The following is a 22,614-nucleotide window of genomic DNA, read 5'->3' on the forward strand; positions in this document are numbered from 1 at the left end:
TTGTGGAGATGGGTCTTTTTTCATTCATTATATTAAGCAAATGCCACAGCACCCTTTTTAGAATAGATAAATAGTCCCTTTATTCCCTGAAATAAGTATACGCTCGAAATTTATTATGCTAAGATTTAGGAGTTTCCAAAATTTGAATCTACATTTAGAAAGGAAGTCAGCATGAAAAAGCTAGTTATCATCATGTTCCTCTTGTCATCTCTCATCGCAGGCTCTACAGCTGCCAGTGCCAAAGGTTCCACCTTCAAGGATGTCACCCAAAACAAACACTCTTGGGCTATCGAATCCATTGAATTTATGAGTAAGAAGGGAATAATCAAAGGTTACCAAAATGGCACATTTAAACCCGATAATAGTGTGACCAAAGCAGAATTCATCACGATGTTTTCACAGTTATTTAATAAATACATAACGAACGATGACATGCCAACTCGAAAGTTTAAAGATGTTCCTGCTAGTCACTGGGCTTACAGTTCCACATCCAAAGCACTCTCACAGTTTACATATTCAACATATGCCATTAAGAAGGGAAACAACTACTTCTATCCTGATAACAAGCTCACTCGTATCGGAGTAGTAAACCTGCTACCTGTCTTATACGATGAGATTGATGACAGTCAAGAAGTCTACGACATTCTACACACGATGAAGGATATCCCCAAACGCGAGTATAGTGATGAACATTTGAAAGATGGACGCTTTAACTATGAAGTTGATGGGACCAATAAGGTCTACCCGTTACTTTTTGAAGGACTGGAACTTAGTGATGATCACTCAGCTTTGGTTGGTAGCAGTCTCGCAGCCTTACAAAAGAAAGGTATAATGACAGCAAATGAAGGCCTGTTTAATCCCAGAAAAACAATAACAAGAGCAGAAGCAGCAACTATTCTTCACAGGTTATATCTCGATTTACAAGCAGATGGTACACTTAAAAAATATTCAAGCAAATAGAACTTAAAAACACTCTGTATCCAGTCTACAACATGGGATACAGAGTGTTTTATTTTAACGAGTGTGTACTATGATTCAAACGTCGTTCGTTCCGGGAACTTGCCGCCTTCCCTGAATAAACATCGTACCAGTCGCTGCGCGGCTCGGTTAAAGAAAAAACTCGGGCTTACCCCATCCACCTGGACAGGTTCCAGTTCCCTCACACTTTCCTTGATCTTATTCATCTCAATGAGCCCCATCTTTCGCTCATTCGGTCCGAATCGATAAATAACCTTCTCATCGTCCTCCGTCTGTTTCACCAGCAGAATCACGGATGCCATACAGGTTACCCCCTATCGTTACGTTATGAGATTCCATTAATCACTTGCCTACTATAATTATTACCCAGATTCTAGGGGAAGGATATAGGACTTAAGTTAGTTATACCTAAATTAAATATCCTGATATAAAGATTCTCCGAAATGAGTCGTTAGGCTTACTAACCCCCCCCTTTCACGCTATCCTTTTGGATAGTCACTGTCATGAAAGTGCGTACTGCCCAAGTCGTTTTTCTCCGTTTATACTAACCTTATCTTGAATTCCAAAGGAGAGAAACTTATGACTACAGCTCAAATATATAGCCACGGTGTGCCCTGGGAAGAAGCATTTAGCGTTGCTCAGGGATACAGCATTAATGGTATGATCTACATTGCAGGCCAATTTTCGCATGATATGCAGGGAACGTTCATTGGTGTTGATGATATTGAAGCACAAGTTCGCCAGACACTGGATAACTTGGATCGCGTGCTCGCAGGATTTAACGTGACCAAGTCGAACATTGCTGAACTGGAGATTTTTTTGGTTCACCCGCAGGAGCATCTTGAGCCATGTGTTGCCGTGTATAAAGAGTACATTGGTACGCATCGTCCAGCTGTTACGATGGTTGGGACATCTGGACTCGCCTTCCCTCATCAACTGATTGAGATTCGCGCCGTGGCTCATACCAACTAACTGATCCAGGTCATGTCAAAAGTTACAGCACACAGCAAACGGACTGATGAGATGCTCGCTTTATTGAATTTCATACCTAAAAAAAGCAGGTTGGGATTAGATCCCAACCTGCTGCTTTTTATGCTTTTTTATTCTTTCACCTTCACCGTCAGCGTATTACCAGATGAAGTGAGGGATGCCCCAAGCCCTTCTACCAAAACTCTGAGGGGAATGTACGTCGTTCCCTTAATTTCTTTGGGTGCTGCCTGTAGGGTGACTTCTTTCCCGTTAACCTTCACCTTTTTACTGCCCAAGGTAAAGATTAGCTTGTACTTGTCTTTGGTAATGGTAATGGTTTGAGTCTTACTGTCCCAAGACGTTTTGGCTTTCATTGCTTTGGCCATCTCACGCAGGGGTACGAGATTTGTGTTATTCATTACAATTGGAGATTCAGTGAAAATAACCTTGGAACCATTCACCTTCACCTGAACAGAAGACGTTATATATTCTGGTTTAGGAGTGGCTTTCTTTTTGGTTGTCGTTGAAGACTTGTTACTTTTCTTGGTACTTCCTGAACTGGATGAACTTGAAGATGAAGATTTGGAACTCGAAGAGGAACCTCCGTTGTGATAGTGATATTCCCCTTGTTTCAGCCCCCATTTTGCACAGTTGGTACGACAGGTGTGCCCTCCACTCGAATCTGTTCTTCCTGGATGAGCAGACGCAACAGTAGCAAAAATCATGAACATGGCAAGCAAACTGCTTATTACTTTGATACGCATACGGATAACCTCCAGCAATTAGTTTAGCCAGAGTATCATACCATAATTACCCATACAATATAGGTGAATAACAAAATTTATTTTCACATAACAGTTCACAAACGCGGGTATACTCACTCCGACTCCATTGATAGCGTTGCCAACACACAACTTTCTTCCTCTTACCCCCGTTCGCCCCACACCTCTTGCAGTGCCAAACGGAAAATCCGGTCCAATTCTTCAAATTGAATAATCTGTTCATTCTCCATCTGGCCAGCCAGTCGTTCAAAATGCTCGATCTTCTCCGTTATGAAAGCCTGTATTGCGGGCAACTGCGGCTCCAGATCCAGTTCCTCGCCCGCCTTTTTCCGGCGCAGCAATTCATGAATCTCCGTATATAGCTGTGTATTTGCAGGTACAAGTTCTTGCACCAGCTCTTCAAATGCCATGGGTGGCATCGCATCATAACGTTCGATCCAGCCACAAGCCAGTAAGGGCCGAAGAACATAAAAATACTTTTTGATCCTCACCTGGTCCCCTTGTAAATAATCCCTGAAGTTCCCCTTTGCCATATTCAGATAATGATACATGCAGGACTTGGGCGAGAAGGTCAAAGGCGACAGCGCACGGATATGCTGTGCCACGTTATACTGTTCATCATACTGAATTGGGGATTGCAGCCACTCCAGCAGTGGTGGATTTGATTTGCGAAACAGTTTCAACGCCTTGCGCAGATCCCAACCATTGATATCGAGCTGGTCACTGATTGGGCGTTCGATAACATCCCTTTTATCCTCAATCGACAAGTACCATTCCAGCGGTCTCACATACAGAAAACGCACATCATAATCGCTGTCCTGAGAAGGAAACCCCCACGCCCGGCTGCCTGATTCACAGGCATAGATGATCCGTACCTGCTCCTCCTGTTCAATCTGCTTCAGCTGTTGTCTAATCGTATCTCTCATTTCTTCATGAACGTAGGTCATGGTCAGCCGCCTCCAAATTCCCTCAATTAAATCTCTATCTCTCTAACCCGGTTCGCGAGTGTATCATATCCTGCCACAGTCTCGGCAATATACGTCAATACCGTTTCACTCCAACCGTAGATGTAAAAGGTTTTGCCATCCCGTGGCGGTACCATTGCCTGCCGATAAGGTGCTATATCCACAATAAATGCCTTCAACTCCGGATTCATCATCCGGCGATATCGCTCAAGCTCGGCATATAACGGGCTGCCTTCATTCTGCTGTTCATCGGTGATCATAATGATCTGATCCACTTTTTCTCCGATATCCCGAAGTTCCCGCACCGGTCGACCCGTGTCTGTTCCACCTTGTGCTCGAATACGGTGAGCTTGGGAAAGAATGCTCTCATCCATCTTGGGACGAGCATCCTCAACCATATGGTCGAATAACCAGAACAGTGCGTTACCTCGTGTTTGTTTATAAAGCGCCAGTGCCAGCACCGAACCAATCCGCAAATAATCCCCTTGCATGGAACCGGAGCGATCCAGGAAAATAGCCGTTCTTCCCGGCAGCGTTGGCAGGTTGCCAATGGATAGCTCCACCGCTTGCCGCAAAGCATCCCGCAACTCTTCCCTCGCAATCATTTCATATGCACTGGCGAATCGGAAAGGTAAGATTCGCGACTTGCGCAGGGCTTCTGCATCCGTTAGACGACCTGTTACGTAATCGATATTTTTCGATTTTTCAAAAACACCTGCCCGATCCATTGCATTCAGATGGCGCAGCAACGCAAAGGTCGGCATCTGTGACATTAACGCCTCCCACACCGTACGTGTAGGTTGCATAATCGAGGTGACCACCGAATACGGCAGTTTACCTTTCTCGATCAGATGCATCCGACTTGCCGGGTTTGGGGTAGCTTTCAGCTTTTCCAGCGCCTGCAACTGCGGCAGTTCCGTAAGATCCACCTCATGCCCGCGCAAATAACGAAACAAGGCTTGCTGCTTCATATCTGTTGGCTTGGGGTGTGCTGTGGCGATCATATCGCCCAGACTATATCCACGTCCTCGCCCGTTGTATTTGATCGCCCAATATTCAGTAATGCCGTTCAAAAATTGACTCACCTGACGCTTCACCGCTCGACCGCCCTGCCCCCGACCTGTTCCTCTCAGAATAGTCAGAAAATCGGCCAAATCAGCCGGTGTCTGTACTACTTGGGAGAATACCTTTGCAAAATGATCCACATCCACTTTGGACAGCAGTGCCAGCCCATATAGAGGCTGCAACCGCATCAAACCTTCATTACGAGCATAGACCAGTGCCCGCGCCATAAACCCTGCATCGACCTCAGCCATCTCCTGATGACTGACCATCGCATCGTCCATCAGTTGCTGGGTATCTGCATAGAACGTATTGTTCAATGTATTGGTCATCAACATCTGTATATATTGTTCCTCTACCAATCGCTCATAGGCTCCGTAGCCCCCATGATTACGTGTCGTTGGCTGAGGTTGATTAAATAATTGTTTCGCTCTGCTCATCACTCATGACCTCCCGGTGTGAGTCTATTTGCTGTTCTTTTATAATAAAATGTTCCGAGGAAAAAGGTGGGAAGGTATAATACCCGCTCTACCGCTGAGCTACACCGCCATGAACGGCGGCGATTGGATTCGAACCAACGACCTGGTCGATTAACAGTCGAAGTAACCCTCCCTGGCGCCTCGGAACCTTGATCCACAGTGCTTGTTGCTGTCCCGCTTCACAACCTCATTATGCCTCACGCACCTACACACGAACATGGTAAAAGTATGACGACGACTCAATTTCTGAAATGAAGTCAATCTTCACAAGTTTAAAATGAAACCTGCCACTCATCCTGCTACAATGAAGGGATAACAAGGAGTGAATGTTCATGGCAAGAGAGAGTTTTGACAAAGAAATTCAGTTCTTACGCATGTTATCCCTAACAAGCGGTGCGTATAACCGCAAACAGTATGCCGAGCGGCTTGGCATATCCGTACATACCTTTGATAAAACCAATCGCAGATTAAAAGAAATCATGCAGACCGTCGCCGACCAACGCTCAGGTGCCGAAGCAAGCCGGGAAATGGCGGATCTCGTCCGCTTCCAGTATGGCGAATCCGCTGAACCAATGCTGCTCTTCCTCTTCCGCGCCAAGTCGATGAAAGAGACTGAAGTTCAGCGTCTTTCCGTCCTTTTGCATACCCTACAAGATACAGCCCTGACCGCGATGGAACTGTTGGACGCCTGCTGTGCTGATCTGCCGGAAGATCTAGCGTTACCTGACGAGAAAACCATTCGCTCTGATCTAAAGTATCTGGAAGAGGTTGGGGTTATTCGAAAAGAGCCAGGTGGCAGGCCATATCGATATGCTTTACAACAGGATGTCCTTACCCAATTAACTGTGGAGGAACAGCTGGAGTTGTATGATTTTGTGGATATGATGGCGAATACCCAAGTTCCTTCCGTACAGGGGTACTTATTGCGGGACAGTTTGAAAAAAGCCATTACGGTAAGTTTTCCGCAAGAAGAAGCTACCGAACCCTATATCTATAAGTATCACTATTATTCTCGTATTCTGGACGAAGCTCATCTCTACACGCTGCTTAGTGCGATTCGTCAGCGCAAACGTGTGCAGTTCCTATACTATTCACCGAAAAAACCATCCAGCTACAGTTCACAGAATACGAATCCACGCTTTGAACGGGAAGCAGATGGTCGATCCAATCGGATCGTGCCCCTTGAAGTGATTTATGACCATCAGTATGGTCGTTGGTATGTAATTGGATATCAGGGGCGCCGCGGCTTTGTTAAATTCCGGATGGAAGGCATAACCCAACTGGAGGAACAGGATTCAGTAGAAGAGGAATACATGCTCGAATTGAAGCAGCAGTGGACCGACATTAGTCGCTACAGTTGGCTCGTGGATACGGGGAATACCGTGACGGTTCAAGCACGCTTTTTCCACCCGGAGCGTGGTCAGCGCAACTTCATTCTGGATCGGGTTCGTCTGCAAGGTCAATGGGGCAAGATTATACCCGAAACGGATCATACCTTTCTCTACGAAATCCAGGTCAACGGTACCACCGAGATCAAACCGTGGTTACGGAGTTTTGGCTCAAGCTGCGAAATAATCGCACCTCAGAGACTACGCCAGGAGATGATCAAGGAATGGAAGGAGATTGCGGAATATTATGAACCTGTTCGAGAAGATGTTCAATTACCAGATGATGACGCGATTGAATGAAACCGGACTGTTCACCTGGACCTCACAGGAACGGGCCTGGCTTCGCATGATGCTGAATCATCCTGCTGCGAGAGAAGCACTGAGCCCTGTAACATTGGATAAAATGTACAACATGCTGAATGGTGAGCAGGACCTGAACCTTCAAGATTACCTGACCGAAAAAGCCAAAAGCGAAGAAAACAGTGTCTCTCACCCACTACTTCGACAGTTAAGGCTAATCATACTGCATCATCAGGGATTTCGAATGACAGGCCGCGTCCGTAATGGACGCACAAGCCATGATGAATTTGGTTTCCCGTATAAACTGGAGTATTCCATGGTCAAAAAAGAATGGTATGTGCTCTGGTACGCGCCTCGCTTCGACAAGCTCATGTCCACCAAGCTGCACAGCATCGTTACCGTGGAAGCCCAACCCGTTGAGCCGGATACCGCTTCGGGTTACACTGCCCGAATTGCTGCGATAACAGAGAAGCGTAAAACGACCATCACCATCGAGGTACTGCCCGAGTTCAATCAGGAACTGTCCCGAATCCTCTATGCCTTCTCCTGCTTTGAGAAACAGGTCGAGTACCTGGAAGCCGAGCAGACGTATCGGATCGAGCTGACCGTTCCGCGCAATGAGATGGATTATGTCTTATCCAAGATGCGTTTTCTAGGCAAACGGGTTCGAATCGCTGACCACACGATGCTGCGGGAGCGGATGTCCGAGACAGCTGCCAAGGCATTGGCCCGTTATGCGGAGACAGATCCTGACATGCATCCCGAACACTCCAATGAAGTTCAGCACCCCCAACGCGAGGAAAAACCTCTTGCAAAAGCCGATGGTCATTGATTTGGTCCCATACACGAAAAAAAGGTCTGGATAACCTTATCCAAACCTTTTTTCGCTATACCTACTTGCTCGTAAAAATGTCGTAAACTTATCAGCGGAAGTAATTCTACTCGATCCACTTACGTTGCTCCACCACTGCTGGCAGCTGAATTCCGCCTTTTGTTAATCGCATGCACGCCCATGACCACTGCAATTAATTCATACGTGTCCAGTTGTTCCGACTGGTTATCTAGTACAAATGCCCCCGAACTAAACCAGCCGCTGGTGCGACGGAAACTGGCCACGATGCGGCCACCACTGCCACTTATATCATATTCCTGCGAAAATGCTGGAGCAGACACATCATACGTACCGCGCGATCCTGCATCATACTCATACTTTTTGCTGAAGAAACTAAATCTCGCTCGCAATACGCCCAGATGTCTCCCATCGGCTGCAGTGATATCCCAACGATTGGTTAACATGCGGAATTTGCCACTGCAAACCAATCCCGAGTTATCTGATACATCGAGCGAAGAGCCAAAAACACTTTTCAAATCGAGATGCCCGGCCTGTTCCTGATTTGGATTCATGATCTCGGTGTAACCCGCATTAAAAAAGTTATCCCTAAAGTATAGTTCCATAACGATTGCTCCTTTCCCTTACATATCCTTTTGTTCTGTTTAACCTAATCTCGCATCGAGCACACAATATATCTATATATACGTATAATTAATGGTAGTGGATTCAAAATATGGATTAACACTGGATGTAAAAAAAACGAGCAACCCTGGTTGCTCGCATCATGTTCAAGTTATCCTGTCATCAGACTTCAACTTTTTTGTTGTTCAGGTAAATGGTTGCCCACACCAAGATAACGGCTACGATCATTTCAAATACAATGCTTACCCACATGCCGTCCGACCATAATACGCCATTGGCTGTGATTGCAATACCTGTACTTTCTTCCGTATACCGGAACATCTCATTTGGACTGAAGCGTCCAGTCGTAATAATATTCTCCAACCAGCCAATCAGATTAACGAGGACAAAGAATGCAACGATTCCGATCCATGGTCCCGTTTTCCAGCGGAAGCTGCCTGCAATCGAGATCGAAAGGAAGATAATGACGGTCATGAATACCATAACCCATGCGCTAAACAGCAACAAACTAATATAATCCGAAACATGCAGACCCGAAAGATCAATATTGCTAGCCATGTTCATTCTGAGCTTCATTGAAATATAGATGTAGGCATGAGTCGTAAAAATAATGACTAACCCCAACCCGCAAAGTAGTCCAAAGATCAAAGGAGACAACACATGTGATAGGCCCGTTACGGGTAACAGACGGCGATTATAAGAGCGGATATTGGACGTGTATGTTTTAATCATTTTCACATAAATAGCCACACCAACTCCAACATAACCCATAATGCCAAGCACAATCCCTGTGACCTCAGACACGAAAAGGGAAAGCCCTACTTGAGCGATAATCAAAATAACTAGCCCAGCCAGCAGTGTATTCCAGTTCCTTCTAAAGTCATACTTCAATAATGTCATCATTCCGCATAGACCTCCTTGAACATCTCATCCACACTTTTCCCATATTTCAGACGGAGCGTTTCCACTTCTTCCCGCATCACCAGTTGACCTTCACGAATGAAGACCACTTCATCAAAAATCCGTTCGATATCATTCACCAGATGTGTGGAGATGATCAGACTGCTCTCTTCATCATAGAACTTGACGATCGCATCCAGAATCTTGCCACGCGCAACCGGATCTACTCCGCCAATCGGTTCATCCAGCAAATACAGACGAGCCTTACGAGAAAGTGCCAGTGTTAGTTGTAGTCGTTCATTCATCCCTTTTGACAGATGCCGTACCCGGTCACTCTCGACAAGATTCATGAAGTCCAGCATCTCCCGTGCCTTCTCCTCATCAAAATCAGCATAGAAATCGCGATAGTACGAAATCGCATCCCGCACTCTCATCCACTTTTCGGTTAATGGACGATCCGGCATAAATGAAACCATTGACTTCGTCTCCAGCCCCACAGGCTTACCTGTGACTTGAATCGTTCCACTGCTCGGATGCAGCAAACCTGCAACCAGCTTCATGAGCGTACTTTTGCCACTGCCGTTGCTACCCAGCAGACCTACGATTCTCCCTGGAGCAATATCCAAAGTAATATTACTGAGCGCTTTCTTATTGCCATATGTTTTATTGATCTGGTTCAGTTCAAGGATGTTACTCATGCGTTGTTCCTCCCTTTCCTTCCGCAACGGCATCGGCTACGATGGATAAGATATCCTGCTCTTCAATCCCCAGTTCCTGCATTCCGGTCAGAAAACGTTCCAGTAATTCACCGGCCATCTCTTTTTTGATCGTCATAATCTTCCGCTCCTCACTGGTCACATATCTGCCCAAGCCCCGTTTGGTTTCGACCACTTCTTCCCGCTCAAGCTCCTGAAATGTCCGTTGTACTGTATTTGGATTGATCTGTAGTTCAGCCGCCAGTTCACGAACCGAAGGAATTTTGTCACCTGCCTGAAGTGTCCCGGTTACAATCTGTCTTTTGATGTACTGCATGATCTGCAGATATATCGGTAAGTTGTTATCAAATTCTATAGTCACAAAGCTCTCGCTCCTCTCTGTACTGGTGTGTTAGTTACATAGTACACTAGTGAAATAGTGTTGTAAAGCCCATTTGTTATAAATATATAATCGCTCAGTTGATGAGCAAGCTTTGGTTATCGAAATACATACAAAAAAAGAGCAGATCGTGAAGATCTGCTCTGCATAACTCATTAATCGTATTGTCATCTCATTCATATGCTTATCCGATAAAGTAGAACCAGCTACACGATATCTAAAGGTACCTTACCTTTAGGCGCAGGGAATGCCTCATCCAAACGGGTCCGTTCCTCTGGTGTCAAAACGATATTCACTGCTGCTGCATTGTCTGCCACATGATTCAGCTGTACCGCCTTGGGAATCGCCAGCACATCTCCGTCCCTGATCACCCAGGCTAATGCGATCTGCGAAGTCGTAACTCCTCGATCCTGCGCAATCTCCTGAATGACTGGATTCTCCAACAATTCACTGCGAAGTCTGCCACCCTGTGCCAGTGGACAATACGCCATTACAGGAACGCTACGTTCCCGCATCCATGGAAGCAGATCATGTTCAATACCACGCGAAGCTGCATGGTAAAGCACCTGATTCACCATGCACTGAGACCCCTCCGGCAGACTCCATAATTCCTGCATATCCCTTGTATCCAGGTTTGAGACACCCCACCGCAAAATTTTACCGGATTGCTTCAATTGTTCCAAGGCCTGAACCGTCTCTTCAAGTGGTACTCCTCCCCGCCAATGGAGCAAATACAGATCCAGACGATCTGTACCAAGACGCATGAGACTACGCTCACAAGCGGTAATCATCTGCTTGCGATCTGCATGATGGGGATATACTTTGGATACGAGAAAAACGTCATCACGCAGGCCCAAGATGGCCTTTCCCGTAACGACTTCTGCCCCACCTTCTGCATACATCTCCGCTGTATCAATCACGGTCATTCCAAGTTCAATACCGGAACGTAGTGCCCGTACTTCCTCTTCCTGGCTGGACTGCTTCTCTCCCATGTACCATGTGCCTTGTCCTATCGCAGGCAGGGCAGTTCCATCAGGAAGCAGAATCGTGCGTGTTTGATTACCATGCATCATCTATACTCCTCCATTCTGAAGACTTATGGACATTGTAACCTCTCTAACGACGATTATACGAATCATAAATCATGTTATCACTCACATGCCTCCAGTGGTTCATCATCATGATATACAACTGATCCAGTGACATTGTGAGGCTACTTTGGGCAACGCTGATGGTTGCATCGACCATATTGCTGTTGACCGTCATCAACTTGCGTTTCATCCCGTTCTGGCGATCCAGAAAGGCTTTCTCGTCCCGCAATTTGACCCCGATCATTTTCTGTCCCATCAATTCATACATAAAAATATTCTCAACATCTTTCCAGGCCACTGCTCCTCCTGCGGTATAAGAAGATGCATCCACAAACCCATCCTCATCGATTACAAAAGAAGGTTCCTTCTTAATCATCTTTACCAGACTGTAGCAAAAACATAGCCCAAAAAATAAAATGGAAAGAAGTCCAATCACATCCGAAAGGATGGAATCATTCGTAACTGAAGAACGATCAAAAATCAAAAAAAATCCGGCTGCCACAAAGAGTGCCGCCCCTGCCGTAAGCCACGCCATTCGTTTCCGGTTTGGATATTCTACATGCTGCTCATAGGATGTGCTCAACGTGACGTTCCTCCTCCATTGCGACTGAATCATACAAGTTCTATATAAACGAATGGTTATGAACCAAATACCTGAATGTTGAACAGGAATTGCATTGTACATTAAACCAAATTCACCAATGTTAAACATTAAATTAAGACCATTTTTCGTCATTTCTGCGCTTATTCAACATTAGGATTCGTCATCCTTCGAGCAAATCCTTTAACACACCTATATGAATTGAACTAAAGAATTTTCACACGGGTCACTCCGATGACAGAACAACCTTCCGATCGCTGTTATCCCCAGATTTTTCGATTCCACTTTTTCAAAGTGAAAATCCGGGGATAGCCTATGCTTCCGATGCAGCTTTCTTACAGAAAGCTTTTAGGCGAACGCTCCGCTTCTTCAGGTTATTTCTGTCCCCTCCGTTGTCACCCTTATTGTCCTGCCCCTAGCTTTCCGTTAATATAAATGGAAAGGTTAGGAAATTAACCAATTCTAATTCAGGGTGGGAGGACAAACAATGATGAGTCAGCGCGGCATAACATCGGAAGATCTTTATCAGATTACATGGGTTAACGATCCAACTCCGTCCCCTCAAGGCGGACAACTGGTATATGTAAGCCGGAAAACGAATGAAGCACGTGACGGTTATTGTTCTCACCTAAGACTGTTGCATCTGGGGAGTCAGAAGGACAGGCCCTTTACCTCTGGAGAGAAGGATCATTCCCCAGCCTGGTCGCCGGATGGGTCCCAGCTTGCTTTTATACGAGAGGTTGACGGAAAATCCCAAGTGTGGATTATCGCAGCTGATGGCGGAGAAGCACAGCAAATCAGTCACTTGAAACATGGCGTCAGTTCCCTGCTCTGGTCACCAGATGGTCATACTTTACTTGTGAAATCATCCGTGGATATGAGCGGACAAGAAGAATTAGAACCTACAGATCCTATAAACGATAAACCCAAACTGCTGCAAGAACATGTTGTAGACCGGATTCGAATGAAATCAGATGCAGGAGGATTATGGAACGGAAGACGTTCCCATCTCTTCACCATCGTGCCGATTGACGCGTACGCGGAAGCAACCCCGGTAACTACAGGTCATTATGACGTTGGAGACTACGCCTGGTCCCCGGATGGAACATCCATCGTATGGATCACGCAAATGCCTGAAGAAGGCGAGGACCATAATGATTACACACTGACTAATCATGTGTACCTTGCCAAAGCAGACGGATCGGATGTGCAGCAGTTAACCCCGGAAGGATATACGTTCAGCCGACTGGCCTTTGCACCGGATGGGCAATCCATTGCACTGCTCGCCAGTGACCATTCCTATGGAAATGCCACACTTGTGAAGCTGTACACCCTTCCAGTATCAGGTGGTGAACTCGTATGTCTGAGCACGGATTGGGACGTACAGTTGAATCACAGCATTGTTGGCGACATGCGATCACATCTGACAACTACGGGGCCAGTATTCAGCAGGGATGGTTCTTCAATCTTCTGTCTGGCGACTATCCATGGCAGTGTACGCATCGCCAAATTCGCACGAGACGACAGCAGTGCCGACTATATATGGCCTGACGAACGGGAGATTTATCAATTTGCGGAATTGGAAAACGGACAGATCGTTGCCGCTGTTGCCGATACACGAAATCCTGGTGATCTCTATATGTATGAACAACCGGAAGATTCCGGTGTAGAACCGATTCAGCTCACCCGCAGCAATCCACAGCTTGAGGATGAGATCTATCTCAGTACACCGGAAACCTTCTGGTTTAATTCCTCAGATGGCCTGCGTCTGCAAGGATGGATCATGAAACCTCATGGCATGGTCGACGGGGTCAAAATCCCGACCATTCTGGAGATTCATGGCGGCCCGCACATGATGTATGGTTTTACATTTATGCACGAGTTCCAGATTCTCGCCGCACAAGGCTACGCTGTTGTGTATATCAATCCACGTGGTGGCCTCGGATACGGGCAGCAGTTTGTAGACGCATGTCGCGGAGATTACGGCGGTGGAGATTATCGCGATCTTATGGAGAGCGTGGATTATGCCCTATCCCAATATGAGTTTATCGATGAATCCAGATTGGGCGTAACCGGAGGCAGTTATGGTGGCTTCATGACCAACTGGATTGTTGGACACACCGATCGCTTCAAAGCCGCTGTTACCCAACGTTCCATCTCCAACTGGTTATCTTTCTATGGCGTCAGTGACATTGGCTATTTCTTCACAGAGGATCAGATTGGTGGTAACGCGTGGGATGACACGGAAAAACTGTGGAAACATTCGCCACTCGCTTATGTCGGCAACGTGAGTACTCCGCTGCTCATTTTACATGGCGAACAGGATCTGCGGTGTCCGATTGAACAGGCTGAGCAATTATACATTGCGTTGAAACGACGCAAACAGACCACTCGTCTTGTTCGTTTCCCAGGTGCCAACCACGAGTTATCTCGTGGGGGTCACCCTCATCTGAGGGTACGGCGCCTGGAGCATATTGCCGGATGGTTTAACGAGTACCTGTAACGGACTGCTAGCTCAAAACATAAAACCAGATATAGATTCAACCCTAAAAGCCGTCAAATGAAATCTGTTATGATTTCAACGGACGGCTTTTGCTGTTCACCTTTTATAGAAGGAAAGATTACTCTTCGCCCCACACTACGGTGATTTCATTCAGATCCTTGTTGGTTGCAGACACCGAACCTGTGATCGTTACGGCATATTTGCCATCTTCACGACCCACAATACTGAAGCCGTCTGCCTGTATATCCTGAGTATTCTGACTCAAGTTTTTGGTCTGGTAATAGTCTTTGTAGGATGTTCCAACGGTTAGCAACGTTTCTTTCGTTGTGTACGTGAGCACTACTTTTTTGTCACCATCCATTATGTTCTCAATGAGACTTGTTGCCTTCGCATCCTTAGGTAATGGGAAATCTGCTGGCAGATACTTGGACTTCACACCTGCCGCCTGTGTGTTCGTGCCTGTAGATGGTTGCGATCCGCTGTTGCCTGTGGATGTTGATCCGCCAGAAGAGCTTGAAGAGCCGATGCTTACTTTATTGTTTTGGGAATCATACTTCACTTCGGTCTTCAACGCATCGGCAATCGAACGAACGGGGAGATATGTACTGCCTTGATATGTAATTGGCGCAAGCTTTTTGCCCTGGTCACCTGTCGGTGTAAATTTCTGTCCGTTCACTTCGATGGCGAGCCCATGGTTTAGATAAGCTTTGATCGTCTCCAGTTGTGTACCTGCATATACACCTGCCGATCCGGTTAACACCATGCCAAACACACCCGCAGCAATCAACCACTTTTTGCTTTTCATCCCTAAACGCCTCCTGAGTTCAAATGTCAGCCTTATGCATAATACGATTCAAGACGATCGCTCGATGTACGCGAAAGACTCATGTAGTTATGCTCATCATGTATGGGCACGAGCTTATTCGGATAACAGCCCGTTGTTCCACCAAATGTTAGCAATATAATAGCATCTAACAAGAGGTTGTAAACGATAAATGGACAAAACAGGACCAAGGGCGTACAAAAATAGTCTTTGTTGTATGCCTGCTCTTCTCTGGCTCGTTAAGTTGTTCTTATATGAATAAAGTCCTGAATTCCGGACCATACATATGAAGCAAATCATACACGCACAACAGTTGCGAAATTAATCAATGTATTAGATAATTATTTGTCGATTTGTGGTCGAAGGAACGGAACTCAAGGGGGATTAAATACGATGAATAACAATAACAGTACATTTGATCAGTCTATTAACCGGATCTCTACCGGATCAGAAAAATGGGATGCACTTGAGGATATCTTCGGCGTTGCTGATGCGCTTCCGATGTGGGTGGCCGATATGGATTTTGCTGCTCCACCATCCGTCATTCAGGCCCTGCAAACACGGATGGAGCACGGGATTTTTGGTTATACAGTACGGACTGAAGCGTATCATGCAGCTGTTGCAGACTGGATGGAACGGCGCCACAACTGGAAAATTAACGATGACTGGATCGTATTCACTCCAGGTATTGTGCCCGCACTCAGCATTGCTGTACAACGATTCACTCAGCCGGGAGATGCAGTGGTCATCCAAACTCCGGTGTATGCGCCCTTCTATGAAGTAGTACGTGGTCAAGGTCGTGAACTGATCACCAATCCTTTAGTAGAGAATAACGGTCATTACACGATGGATCTGGAACAACTGGAATCCAGCTTGCAGACCGGTCGGGTCAAAATGCTGATTCTGTGCAGTCCTCATAACCCGGTTGGACGGGTATGGACTCGTGAAGAGCTTGAAGGTCTTACGTCACTGTGTCTGCAATACAACGTACTGATGGTTTCAGATGAAATCCATGCCGATCTTGCTCATCAGCGCGGAACTCATACACCTCTGACCCTGATCTCGGACGCCGTCTCTGATCTAAGCATCATCTGCACGGCTCCAAGCAAAACGTTCAACATTCCTGGCCTCTGCACATCCAACATCATCATCCCCAATGCCAAGTTGCGGGAATCGTTCGCGCAGGGTGTAAAAACGATGGGACTTGCCAATATCAGCACATTGGGGGCTGTTGCAACCGAAGCTGCATACAACGGAGCCGAGGAATGGCTGGATGAGTGCATTGCCTATATCCGTGGAAATATGGAATATGTACAGCAATATGTTGCGGAACATATTCCTCAGATTAAAATGCATCTGCCCGAAGCGACCTATCTGTTATGGATGGATTTCCGGGAGCTGAATATCCCACATGCACAACTATGCAATATGCTTCTTCATGAAGCAGGGCTTGCTTTCAATGACGGGAGCTTCTTTGGAACAGAGGGTACAGGGTTCATGCGTATTAATGTAGCCTGTCCACGTTCTACGGTTGAAGAGGCGATGCGCAGGTTATCTGTGTTGTTAAGCAATGTGTCGGGCAAATAAGCTGCCAGTTACATCTATATGCGTTGCGAACAGAACGTGTACTGTTCGTTAAATGGTGAATATTTGTAAAATGGAAAAAGGGGTGCTCCCTAGTCAAGTCCATGACTCACATTCATGGTCAATGACTTCACAAGGGGCACCCCTTTTGTATTCGATCATTTTATTTATTCAAAACATAATTAAAATGATAATGACATCTTTATCGGCATCGGTGTAATTCTGTCGCACAATCTGTTCAGCAACTCCCGATCATGGCTTATGATCAATAGCCCCAGATCACGCTTTCGAGCCACTTCCATCACGGTATGCCAGATCTGTGCCTGAGTGATTGCATCCAGCATCGTTGTCATCTCATCTGCGATCACATAACGTGTCGCTGTACCGAGTGCTCGCGCCACACAGAATCGTTGCAGTTCTCCACCGGACAATTCACCCGGTCTGCGGTCCAGCCAATTCTGCTGAATACCTAAAGCTTCGAGCAGTTGTTCATCCTGCACAGCCGCCTCCTGAAGTACACGACGCATCCGCCAGCGTGGATTCACGGCTTTCTCCGGGTGCTGGAACACCAGCTGAACCTGACATACTCCTTTACGAGGGAGTGGTTTTCCATCCAAAAGTACTTGTCCTGCCACAGGTTCGGCATATCCTGCAAGGATGCGCCCAAGGCTTGTTTTGCCACAGCCACTCGGCCCCCACAAGCCAACGACTTCGCCCTGTTGCACCTGCATATTCATCTGCTGAAACACCCACGATTTCTGATCGTAACGGTAACTTACATTCCGTGCTTCAAGTGACATGGAAACACCTCACCTCTCCGCCTCGTATATTACGAAGCTGAGGACGTTCGCGGGTACATGCTGCGGTTGCTGCGCTACACCGGGGAGCAAATGAACATCCTGCTGCAATCTCTAGACCCGCCAATGGCTGGGAGCCAGGAAGTGGCTGAAATCCATTCTGTGGCAACGCATTCCAGAGGGCTTTCGTATATGGATGACGCAGACGTTCTCCAGTTCCCGTAAAATCATCTACCTGCGTCGTCTCTACATTGGTCCCCGCATAAAATACAGTGATGCGATCAGCTGCCGTCAGGGCTGTCGTGATATCATGGGTGATCCACAGGATACCTACGCCTTGATTTGCAAGCTTGCGAAATTGCTTCATCGTCTCGGCCAGTACTTCGGGATGAATGCCTGGTGTCGGCTCATCTGCAATGATCAGCTTGGCTTGACCCGTGGTCGCTGTCGCCATCAACACCCGCCTTGCCATCCCTCCGGACAACTCAAAAGGGTATTTCCCGCCTGTTCCTTGAGGAAGATGATAACGATCCGTCAGCTCCTGCTCCGTCTTTTTCAAGTGGGATCGAGTCATCAATCTGCGCTTCCTTCCCACATCTCGGGTCACTGGCTGAACTTGCCTTCCCACCTTCATCAACGGGTCCAAATAACTGACGGATTGTGGAATCAACATCAGCTCCTCACCACGCAGATGAAGCTGCCGCTTTGGAGTCAAAGGCTTGCCACTATAGCTTATTCTCCCCTCCAACCTGGCATTGGCAGGCAGGATGCCCACAATGGCCTGCGCCAGCACACTTTTACCCGATCCACTTGCACCTACAACAGCCACGATCTCGCCCTCGTTTATGGAAAGATCCAGATTCTGAATAACGTAAGTCTGTTCGTGTCCAAACCAACCACGAGCACGCCGAAATGACACCGATACTCCCTCAATATCAAGAAGAGCCATATTTACCTCACCTCCCTTGAACTACCTGTCCCCGTCATTGTCTTCAGACTGTTGCCCAATACATCAAACGCACGAACAACCAACAACAATGCCAGTCCCGGGAAAAAGGCGAGCCACCACATGCCAGCAGATAAATATCTCATCGACTCTGATAAAATAATTCCAATTGCCGGTTGTTGCGGGGACAACCCAAGCCCCAGAAACGTAATGGCTGCCTCATGCAGAATCGCATGGGGAAAGATTAGCAGCACGCCCACGAAAAGTTGTGGAACCAGATGTGGCAGCATATGCTGCACCGCAATTTGTAACCGTGATTGACCTAACTTATGTGAAATCTGAATATATTCTGCGGATTTCAGTTGAATCATCTCTGCTCGTACAATCCGGGCCAGATTCGGCCAGTGAGTCAGCGCAATCGCTGCCGCCACTCCTGCCAAACCTCCACCAAATACAAAGGCCAGCATAACCAGCGATACCAGATGAGGTACACTCAGGAACAGGTCGATAATCCATGAGATCACCCGGTCAGCAGCCTTGCTTGAAGCGGCAGCCAAACCCAATAACATCGCGATAAATCCGCCACCACATGCAGCAAGTAATCCCACTTGAATGCTGGTTGCCAATCCTTTTAATGTGCGCATGAACATATCTCTTCCGAGCCAATCTGTGCCAAATGGATGCGCCCAGGTTGGAGCCAGATTCCGATCCATTAATGAGGTTAGGGTAGAACCAGCGGGAAGTAGTCTACCCGTCAACCACACAACGGCAATCCAGATCACCGCAAGGCTTCCCCAGATCACCGCTCTTTGGCGAGGATTGCGGAAATTTTGGTCTCTGGCACCCACATAACCTTTTCTCGTTTGGCGTGTTGTTCCTGTTCCTTTTCCAGTCTCAGCTTGTAGTAACCCCGGATTAATGTTGAACCTTACCTCTGGAGTCTCCGTTTTCACTATTTGTATTTGGGCTTTTTCTGCCGTCTGCTCAGAGGAGCGTTCTACCGTCTGCTTCATGACATCAGCTCCTCCTTCATCCGCGGGTCAATCATACGATACAGAATGTCTGCAACCATATTACCTGTAAAAACAAAAATTGCACTGCACATCACAAGTCCAAGCAGCAGTGGAACATCTCCACGCAACCCCGCCTGAACCGTTGCCTGACCAAGGCCGGGGTATGAAAATACCTGTTCTGCAAGCACAGCCCCACCAAACATTTCACTGAACGAAGCAAACTGTAGTGTTATGGCTGGCAAAACAACATGTCTGAACCCATGTCGACGGAACAGCTGAAATCCACGCTCACCCCGCGCTCTCGCAAACAGAATATAATCTGACTCGAGCACATCCGTAAGCTTCTGCCGGGTATGCAAAGCAATAGAAGCTACCCCAGTCAAGCTGAGAGTCAACGCTGGCAGAATCATATGAATAGCCCGATCTCCCCATGTGACCTGATCAGCCGATATCCCTGCGGGTACCCCAAGGCCAACTGGCAGCCATCCGAGCCACACCCCAAATACCATCAGCAGCAACAGCGCAATCCAGAATACCGGCGTGGAGGCCAGCGTATAACAATACCAGCAGATCAGGCGATCCAGCTTCGAATCCCGTCTCATGGCAGCAACTACACCAAGAGTGAAACCAATGATGCCGGATAACATCCAAGCTACAGCCATAAGCGCGACAGAATTCATGAACCGTTCCTGAATAATATCCGCTACAGGCTGTCTGTAGATCATCGAAGTTCCCAGATCTCCCTGAATCAGCGCTTGTCCCCAAGTCAGCAATCGTTCCATGGGAGATTCATTCAATCCCCAACGTTCTTCGATTAAACTGCGCTGTTCGGCACTTACCCTGATCATGTCTCCACCAATATAAGCTTCGATCGGGTCCACAGGAGAGAATTGCATTAATATAAAAGACAACACACTGACCCCAACCAACAGAGATACAAGTCGCAACAATTTAAAACCAACAAATCTAGCCCATCCATTCCTGCCCGTCATCCAATCTCTCCCCAATTCAGGCTAAAGCTACCGCTGAGCTTCTTATTTCGTGCTGTTATCCCAGGACCATTCCTCCAGATTGGATGTCACCGGCCAGCCGTGACCATGGGGGTGGATCTGTTGCTCGCCAATGTTCAGGCCGTTCTTAACAAGATACAGATGATCTATATTTACGAGCCATGCCCAAGGTGCATCCCCCTGATAACTGAAACCTGTTGTGCCATCCCATTCCGCTTTCTGCCAGAAAGGCAATGCCTCTTCCTCACTGGTTGCCTGAAGGGCCTTCTCCATCCATGAATCCACGACAGGATTACTGTACAGTCCTACATTGTAATATCCTTCTCCCTTGTGGGTACTGCTATAGAGGTTATACGTTTCCAAAGGATCATGACTGCCCCAACCAAATAATACAGCGTTGGAGTAAGCCATCTTTTTTGTCTCTTCACGGCTTTTGCCTTCAACATTGATCTTAATTCCCGCCTGGGCAACCATATCCGCAGTAGCTAACGCCAGAGATTGTCTTGTTAAATCACCTGCAAAATAAAGCAGATTGAACTCGGCCTTAACGCCGTTTTTCTCAACGATACCATCACCATCCGCATCCACCCAGCCACCAGATGCCAGAATGCGCTTTGCTTCTTCGAGATTGGCATCCGTAAATACAGCATCTGCATTGCTCCAAGGCAGATCATCACTGACGGAATACGCTGGACGACCGTACCCTTCCAGTACGCCCTCAACCAAAGCCTCACGATCAATCACAACGTTCACCGCTTGGCGAATCGCCAGATCAGATGTCACATCATTCCCTGCGGGAAGACCATCTCCCGACTTGGCACCAGCAGGTTGCATGGGGAACATGATGCCCCGGTTATCTACGGTTTTCATGGCCTCTAATGTCATGCCATTCACCTGTTGTTTGCTAAACGCTGCCGGGATAGCAGCGATATCCACCGTACCTGCCTGCGCAGCGGCGTAGGCCGCATCTTCATCCAGATAGAGGAAGGTGAGTTTGTGGAATGCAGACTTGTTACCATAATATTCTTCATTGGCTTCCACGATGGCCTGTTGTCCTTTGTCCCACTGTACCAGCTTGTACGGCCCTGATCCGACCGGATGTTCCGCATAATCAGCACCATAGGCGTGTTCAGGTACAATGCCAAGTGTCGTCAGCAGACTGATAAATGTAGACTGCGGCGACTTCAATGTGAATACAACCGTGCTATCGTCAGGTGCCTGCACATCAGCCATATTCGTCAAATCAATCACAGATCCACTTTGAGCAGCCGTATCAAACGTAAATTTCACATCCTCAGCCGTTAGAGGCTCCCCATCCGAAAATTTCACATCATCCCGAAGTGTAACCGTCCAGATCAGCCCATCTTCACTAACCGAGTATGCCGTAGCCAGATCATTAACCAGTTGTAACTTGGCATCCCGCTTCAGCAAGGTACTCTGGAAAAGTGGTGACCCATATTGCCCCCATCCGGTTGTTGGATCAAACCCACCTTCCGGTTCGGTGCCAACGGCCAGCACCAATTCATCTTTGGTTAAGGCTGTACCTGATTGTCCATTCTCTGCTGATGAAGCTGTTGGCGCTGTGCCCTGTGCACAACCAGATAAACCAATGGAACATACAAGCAAGATGCCTAATCCTGTTCTAACTTTTCGCTCTCCCCATCTCCATGAAAATCTGCCCATTCTGGTCGTTCCCCCTCTAAAGTTGTACTTCACTCACTTATTTCGTGTTACTTTTTAGAGAAATTGTAGCACAAAATACAAATCATATGTCAACAAAGTTAACTTCATAATCCATATTTTTTCATATTTCAGAATTAATAATTAAATAGTTATATAGCCGAGCATTTGTAG

The 22,614-nt window shown here is 47.0% G+C and carries 22 protein-coding genes; 6 read left to right on the forward strand and 16 right to left on the reverse strand.

Going from position 1 to position 22,614, the window contains the following annotated elements:
- Positions 1-171: 171 nt before the first annotated feature.
- Entirely contained in the window at positions 172-960 is a 789-nt protein-coding gene (locus NSQ38_RS30165) for an S-layer homology domain-containing protein (RefSeq protein ID WP_047841869.1), read from the forward strand.
- A 68-nt stretch (positions 961-1,028) separates the two neighbouring features.
- Here the strand turns inward: NSQ38_RS30165 and NSQ38_RS30170 are convergent, their stop codons facing one another.
- A complete protein-coding gene (locus NSQ38_RS30170) occupies positions 1,029-1,280 on the reverse strand; it encodes a hypothetical protein (RefSeq protein WP_047841868.1) in 252 nt (83 codons plus the stop codon).
- Positions 1,281-1,557: 277 nt separating this feature from the next.
- Between NSQ38_RS30170 and NSQ38_RS30175 the strand changes: the two genes are divergently transcribed.
- The gene (locus tag NSQ38_RS30175; protein ID WP_339785898.1) at positions 1,558-1,950 is read left to right on the forward strand and encodes a RidA family protein; all 393 of its coding nucleotides are present in this window, start codon (positions 1,558-1,560) and stop codon (positions 1,948-1,950) included.
- A gap of 128 nt (positions 1,951-2,078) precedes the next feature.
- On the opposite strand, the gene NSQ38_RS30180 is transcribed toward NSQ38_RS30175, so the two are convergent.
- From NSQ38_RS30180 to NSQ38_RS30190, 3 genes are all read right to left on the reverse strand, one after another.
- On the reverse strand, positions 2,079-2,711 hold the full coding sequence (locus NSQ38_RS30180; RefSeq protein WP_339785901.1) for a copper amine oxidase N-terminal domain-containing protein: 633 nt from the start codon (positions 2,709-2,711) through the stop codon (positions 2,079-2,081).
- Between the two features lie 161 nt (positions 2,712-2,872).
- Positions 2,873-3,676, reverse strand: coding sequence for a nucleotidyltransferase domain-containing protein (locus NSQ38_RS30185; protein WP_339785904.1), 804 nt, complete (start codon positions 3,674-3,676; stop codon positions 2,873-2,875).
- 26 nt (positions 3,677-3,702) lie between these two features.
- On the reverse strand, positions 3,703-5,196 hold the full coding sequence (locus tag NSQ38_RS30190; RefSeq protein WP_339785907.1) for a TROVE domain-containing protein: 1,494 nt from the start codon (positions 5,194-5,196) through the stop codon (positions 3,703-3,705).
- A 371-nt stretch (positions 5,197-5,567) separates the two neighbouring features.
- Between NSQ38_RS30190 and NSQ38_RS30195 the strand changes: the two genes are divergently transcribed.
- A complete protein-coding gene (locus NSQ38_RS30195) occupies positions 5,568-6,923 on the forward strand; it encodes a WYL domain-containing protein (protein ID WP_339785909.1) in 1,356 nt (451 codons plus the stop codon).
- Positions 6,871-7,755, forward strand: a complete 885-nt coding sequence (locus tag NSQ38_RS30200) for a WYL domain-containing protein (RefSeq protein WP_339785911.1) — start codon at positions 6,871-6,873, stop codon at positions 7,753-7,755. The genes NSQ38_RS30195 and NSQ38_RS30200 overlap by 53 nt, the downstream gene beginning before the upstream one ends.
- A 119-nt stretch (positions 7,756-7,874) precedes the next feature.
- On the opposite strand, the gene NSQ38_RS30205 is transcribed toward NSQ38_RS30200, so the two are convergent.
- From NSQ38_RS30205 to NSQ38_RS30230, 6 genes are all read right to left on the reverse strand, one after another.
- The gene (locus NSQ38_RS30205; RefSeq protein WP_091034173.1) at positions 7,875-8,378 is read right to left on the reverse strand and encodes a hypothetical protein; all 504 of its coding nucleotides are present in this window, start codon (positions 8,376-8,378) and stop codon (positions 7,875-7,877) included.
- A gap of 181 nt (positions 8,379-8,559) precedes the next feature.
- Positions 8,560-9,300 carry a hypothetical protein gene (locus NSQ38_RS30210; protein ID WP_339785913.1) on the reverse strand — a complete coding sequence of 247 codons (741 nt, stop codon included), beginning with the start codon at positions 9,298-9,300 and terminating at the stop codon, positions 8,560-8,562.
- Positions 9,297-9,995: an ABC transporter ATP-binding protein gene (locus tag NSQ38_RS30215; RefSeq protein WP_339785916.1), complete on the reverse strand. Its 699-nt coding sequence runs from the start codon at positions 9,993-9,995 to the stop codon at positions 9,297-9,299. Before NSQ38_RS30215 ends, NSQ38_RS30210 begins: the two co-directional genes overlap by 4 nt.
- Complete coding sequence (locus tag NSQ38_RS30220) at positions 9,988-10,374, reverse strand: GntR family transcriptional regulator (RefSeq protein ID WP_036606428.1); 387 nt, start codon at positions 10,372-10,374, stop codon at positions 9,988-9,990. Before NSQ38_RS30220 ends, NSQ38_RS30215 begins: the two co-directional genes overlap by 8 nt.
- A 224-nt stretch (positions 10,375-10,598) precedes the next feature.
- Positions 10,599-11,465, reverse strand: coding sequence for an aldo/keto reductase (locus NSQ38_RS30225; RefSeq protein ID WP_339785919.1), 867 nt, complete (start codon positions 11,463-11,465; stop codon positions 10,599-10,601).
- A 43-nt stretch (positions 11,466-11,508) separates the two neighbouring features.
- Entirely contained in the window at positions 11,509-12,066 is a 558-nt protein-coding gene (locus NSQ38_RS30230) for an STM3941 family protein (protein WP_339785922.1), read from the reverse strand.
- A 505-nt stretch (positions 12,067-12,571) separates the two neighbouring features.
- Between NSQ38_RS30230 and NSQ38_RS30235 the strand changes: the two genes are divergently transcribed.
- Entirely contained in the window at positions 12,572-14,587 is a 2,016-nt protein-coding gene (locus tag NSQ38_RS30235) for a S9 family peptidase (protein WP_339785924.1), read from the forward strand.
- 118 nt (positions 14,588-14,705) lie between these two features.
- Here NSQ38_RS30235 and NSQ38_RS30240 read toward each other — a convergent pair whose 3' ends face one another.
- Complete coding sequence (locus NSQ38_RS30240) at positions 14,706-15,392, reverse strand: stalk domain-containing protein (protein ID WP_339785927.1); 687 nt, start codon at positions 15,390-15,392, stop codon at positions 14,706-14,708.
- Positions 15,393-15,803: 411 nt separating this feature from the next.
- On the opposite strand from NSQ38_RS30240, the gene NSQ38_RS30245 reads away from it, so the two are divergent.
- Positions 15,804-16,997 carry a MalY/PatB family protein gene (locus NSQ38_RS30245; protein WP_339785930.1) on the forward strand — a complete coding sequence of 398 codons (1,194 nt, stop codon included), beginning with the start codon at positions 15,804-15,806 and terminating at the stop codon, positions 16,995-16,997.
- A 179-nt stretch (positions 16,998-17,176) separates the two neighbouring features.
- On the opposite strand, the gene NSQ38_RS30250 is transcribed toward NSQ38_RS30245, so the two are convergent.
- From NSQ38_RS30250 to NSQ38_RS30270, 5 genes are read right to left on the reverse strand one after another with little or no spacing between them, the layout of a single operon-like run.
- Complete coding sequence (locus NSQ38_RS30250; RefSeq protein WP_339785933.1) at positions 17,177-17,794, reverse strand: ATP-binding cassette domain-containing protein; 618 nt, start codon at positions 17,792-17,794, stop codon at positions 17,177-17,179.
- Positions 17,784-18,740, reverse strand: coding sequence for an ABC transporter ATP-binding protein (locus NSQ38_RS30255; RefSeq protein ID WP_339785936.1), 957 nt, complete (start codon positions 18,738-18,740; stop codon positions 17,784-17,786). The genes NSQ38_RS30250 and NSQ38_RS30255 overlap by 11 nt, the downstream gene beginning before the upstream one ends.
- 2 nt (positions 18,741-18,742) lie before the next feature.
- On the reverse strand, positions 18,743-19,750 hold the full coding sequence (locus tag NSQ38_RS30260) for an ABC transporter permease (protein WP_339785939.1): 1,008 nt from the start codon (positions 19,748-19,750) through the stop codon (positions 18,743-18,745).
- Positions 19,747-20,742 (reverse strand): ABC transporter permease, encoded by a 996-nt coding sequence (locus NSQ38_RS30265; RefSeq protein WP_339785942.1) that lies wholly within the window; start codon positions 20,740-20,742, stop codon positions 19,747-19,749. The genes NSQ38_RS30260 and NSQ38_RS30265 overlap by 4 nt, the downstream gene beginning before the upstream one ends.
- 42 nt (positions 20,743-20,784) lie before the next feature.
- Positions 20,785-22,443 carry an ABC transporter substrate-binding protein gene (locus tag NSQ38_RS30270; protein WP_339785944.1) on the reverse strand — a complete coding sequence of 553 codons (1,659 nt, stop codon included), beginning with the start codon at positions 22,441-22,443 and terminating at the stop codon, positions 20,785-20,787.
- Positions 22,444-22,614 lie beyond the last annotated feature (171 nt).

Origin of the sequence: Paenibacillus sp. FSL R7-0313 (assembly GCF_037969885.1) — a bacterium.
Classification (GTDB): Bacteria; Bacillota; Bacilli; order Paenibacillales; family Paenibacillaceae; genus Paenibacillus.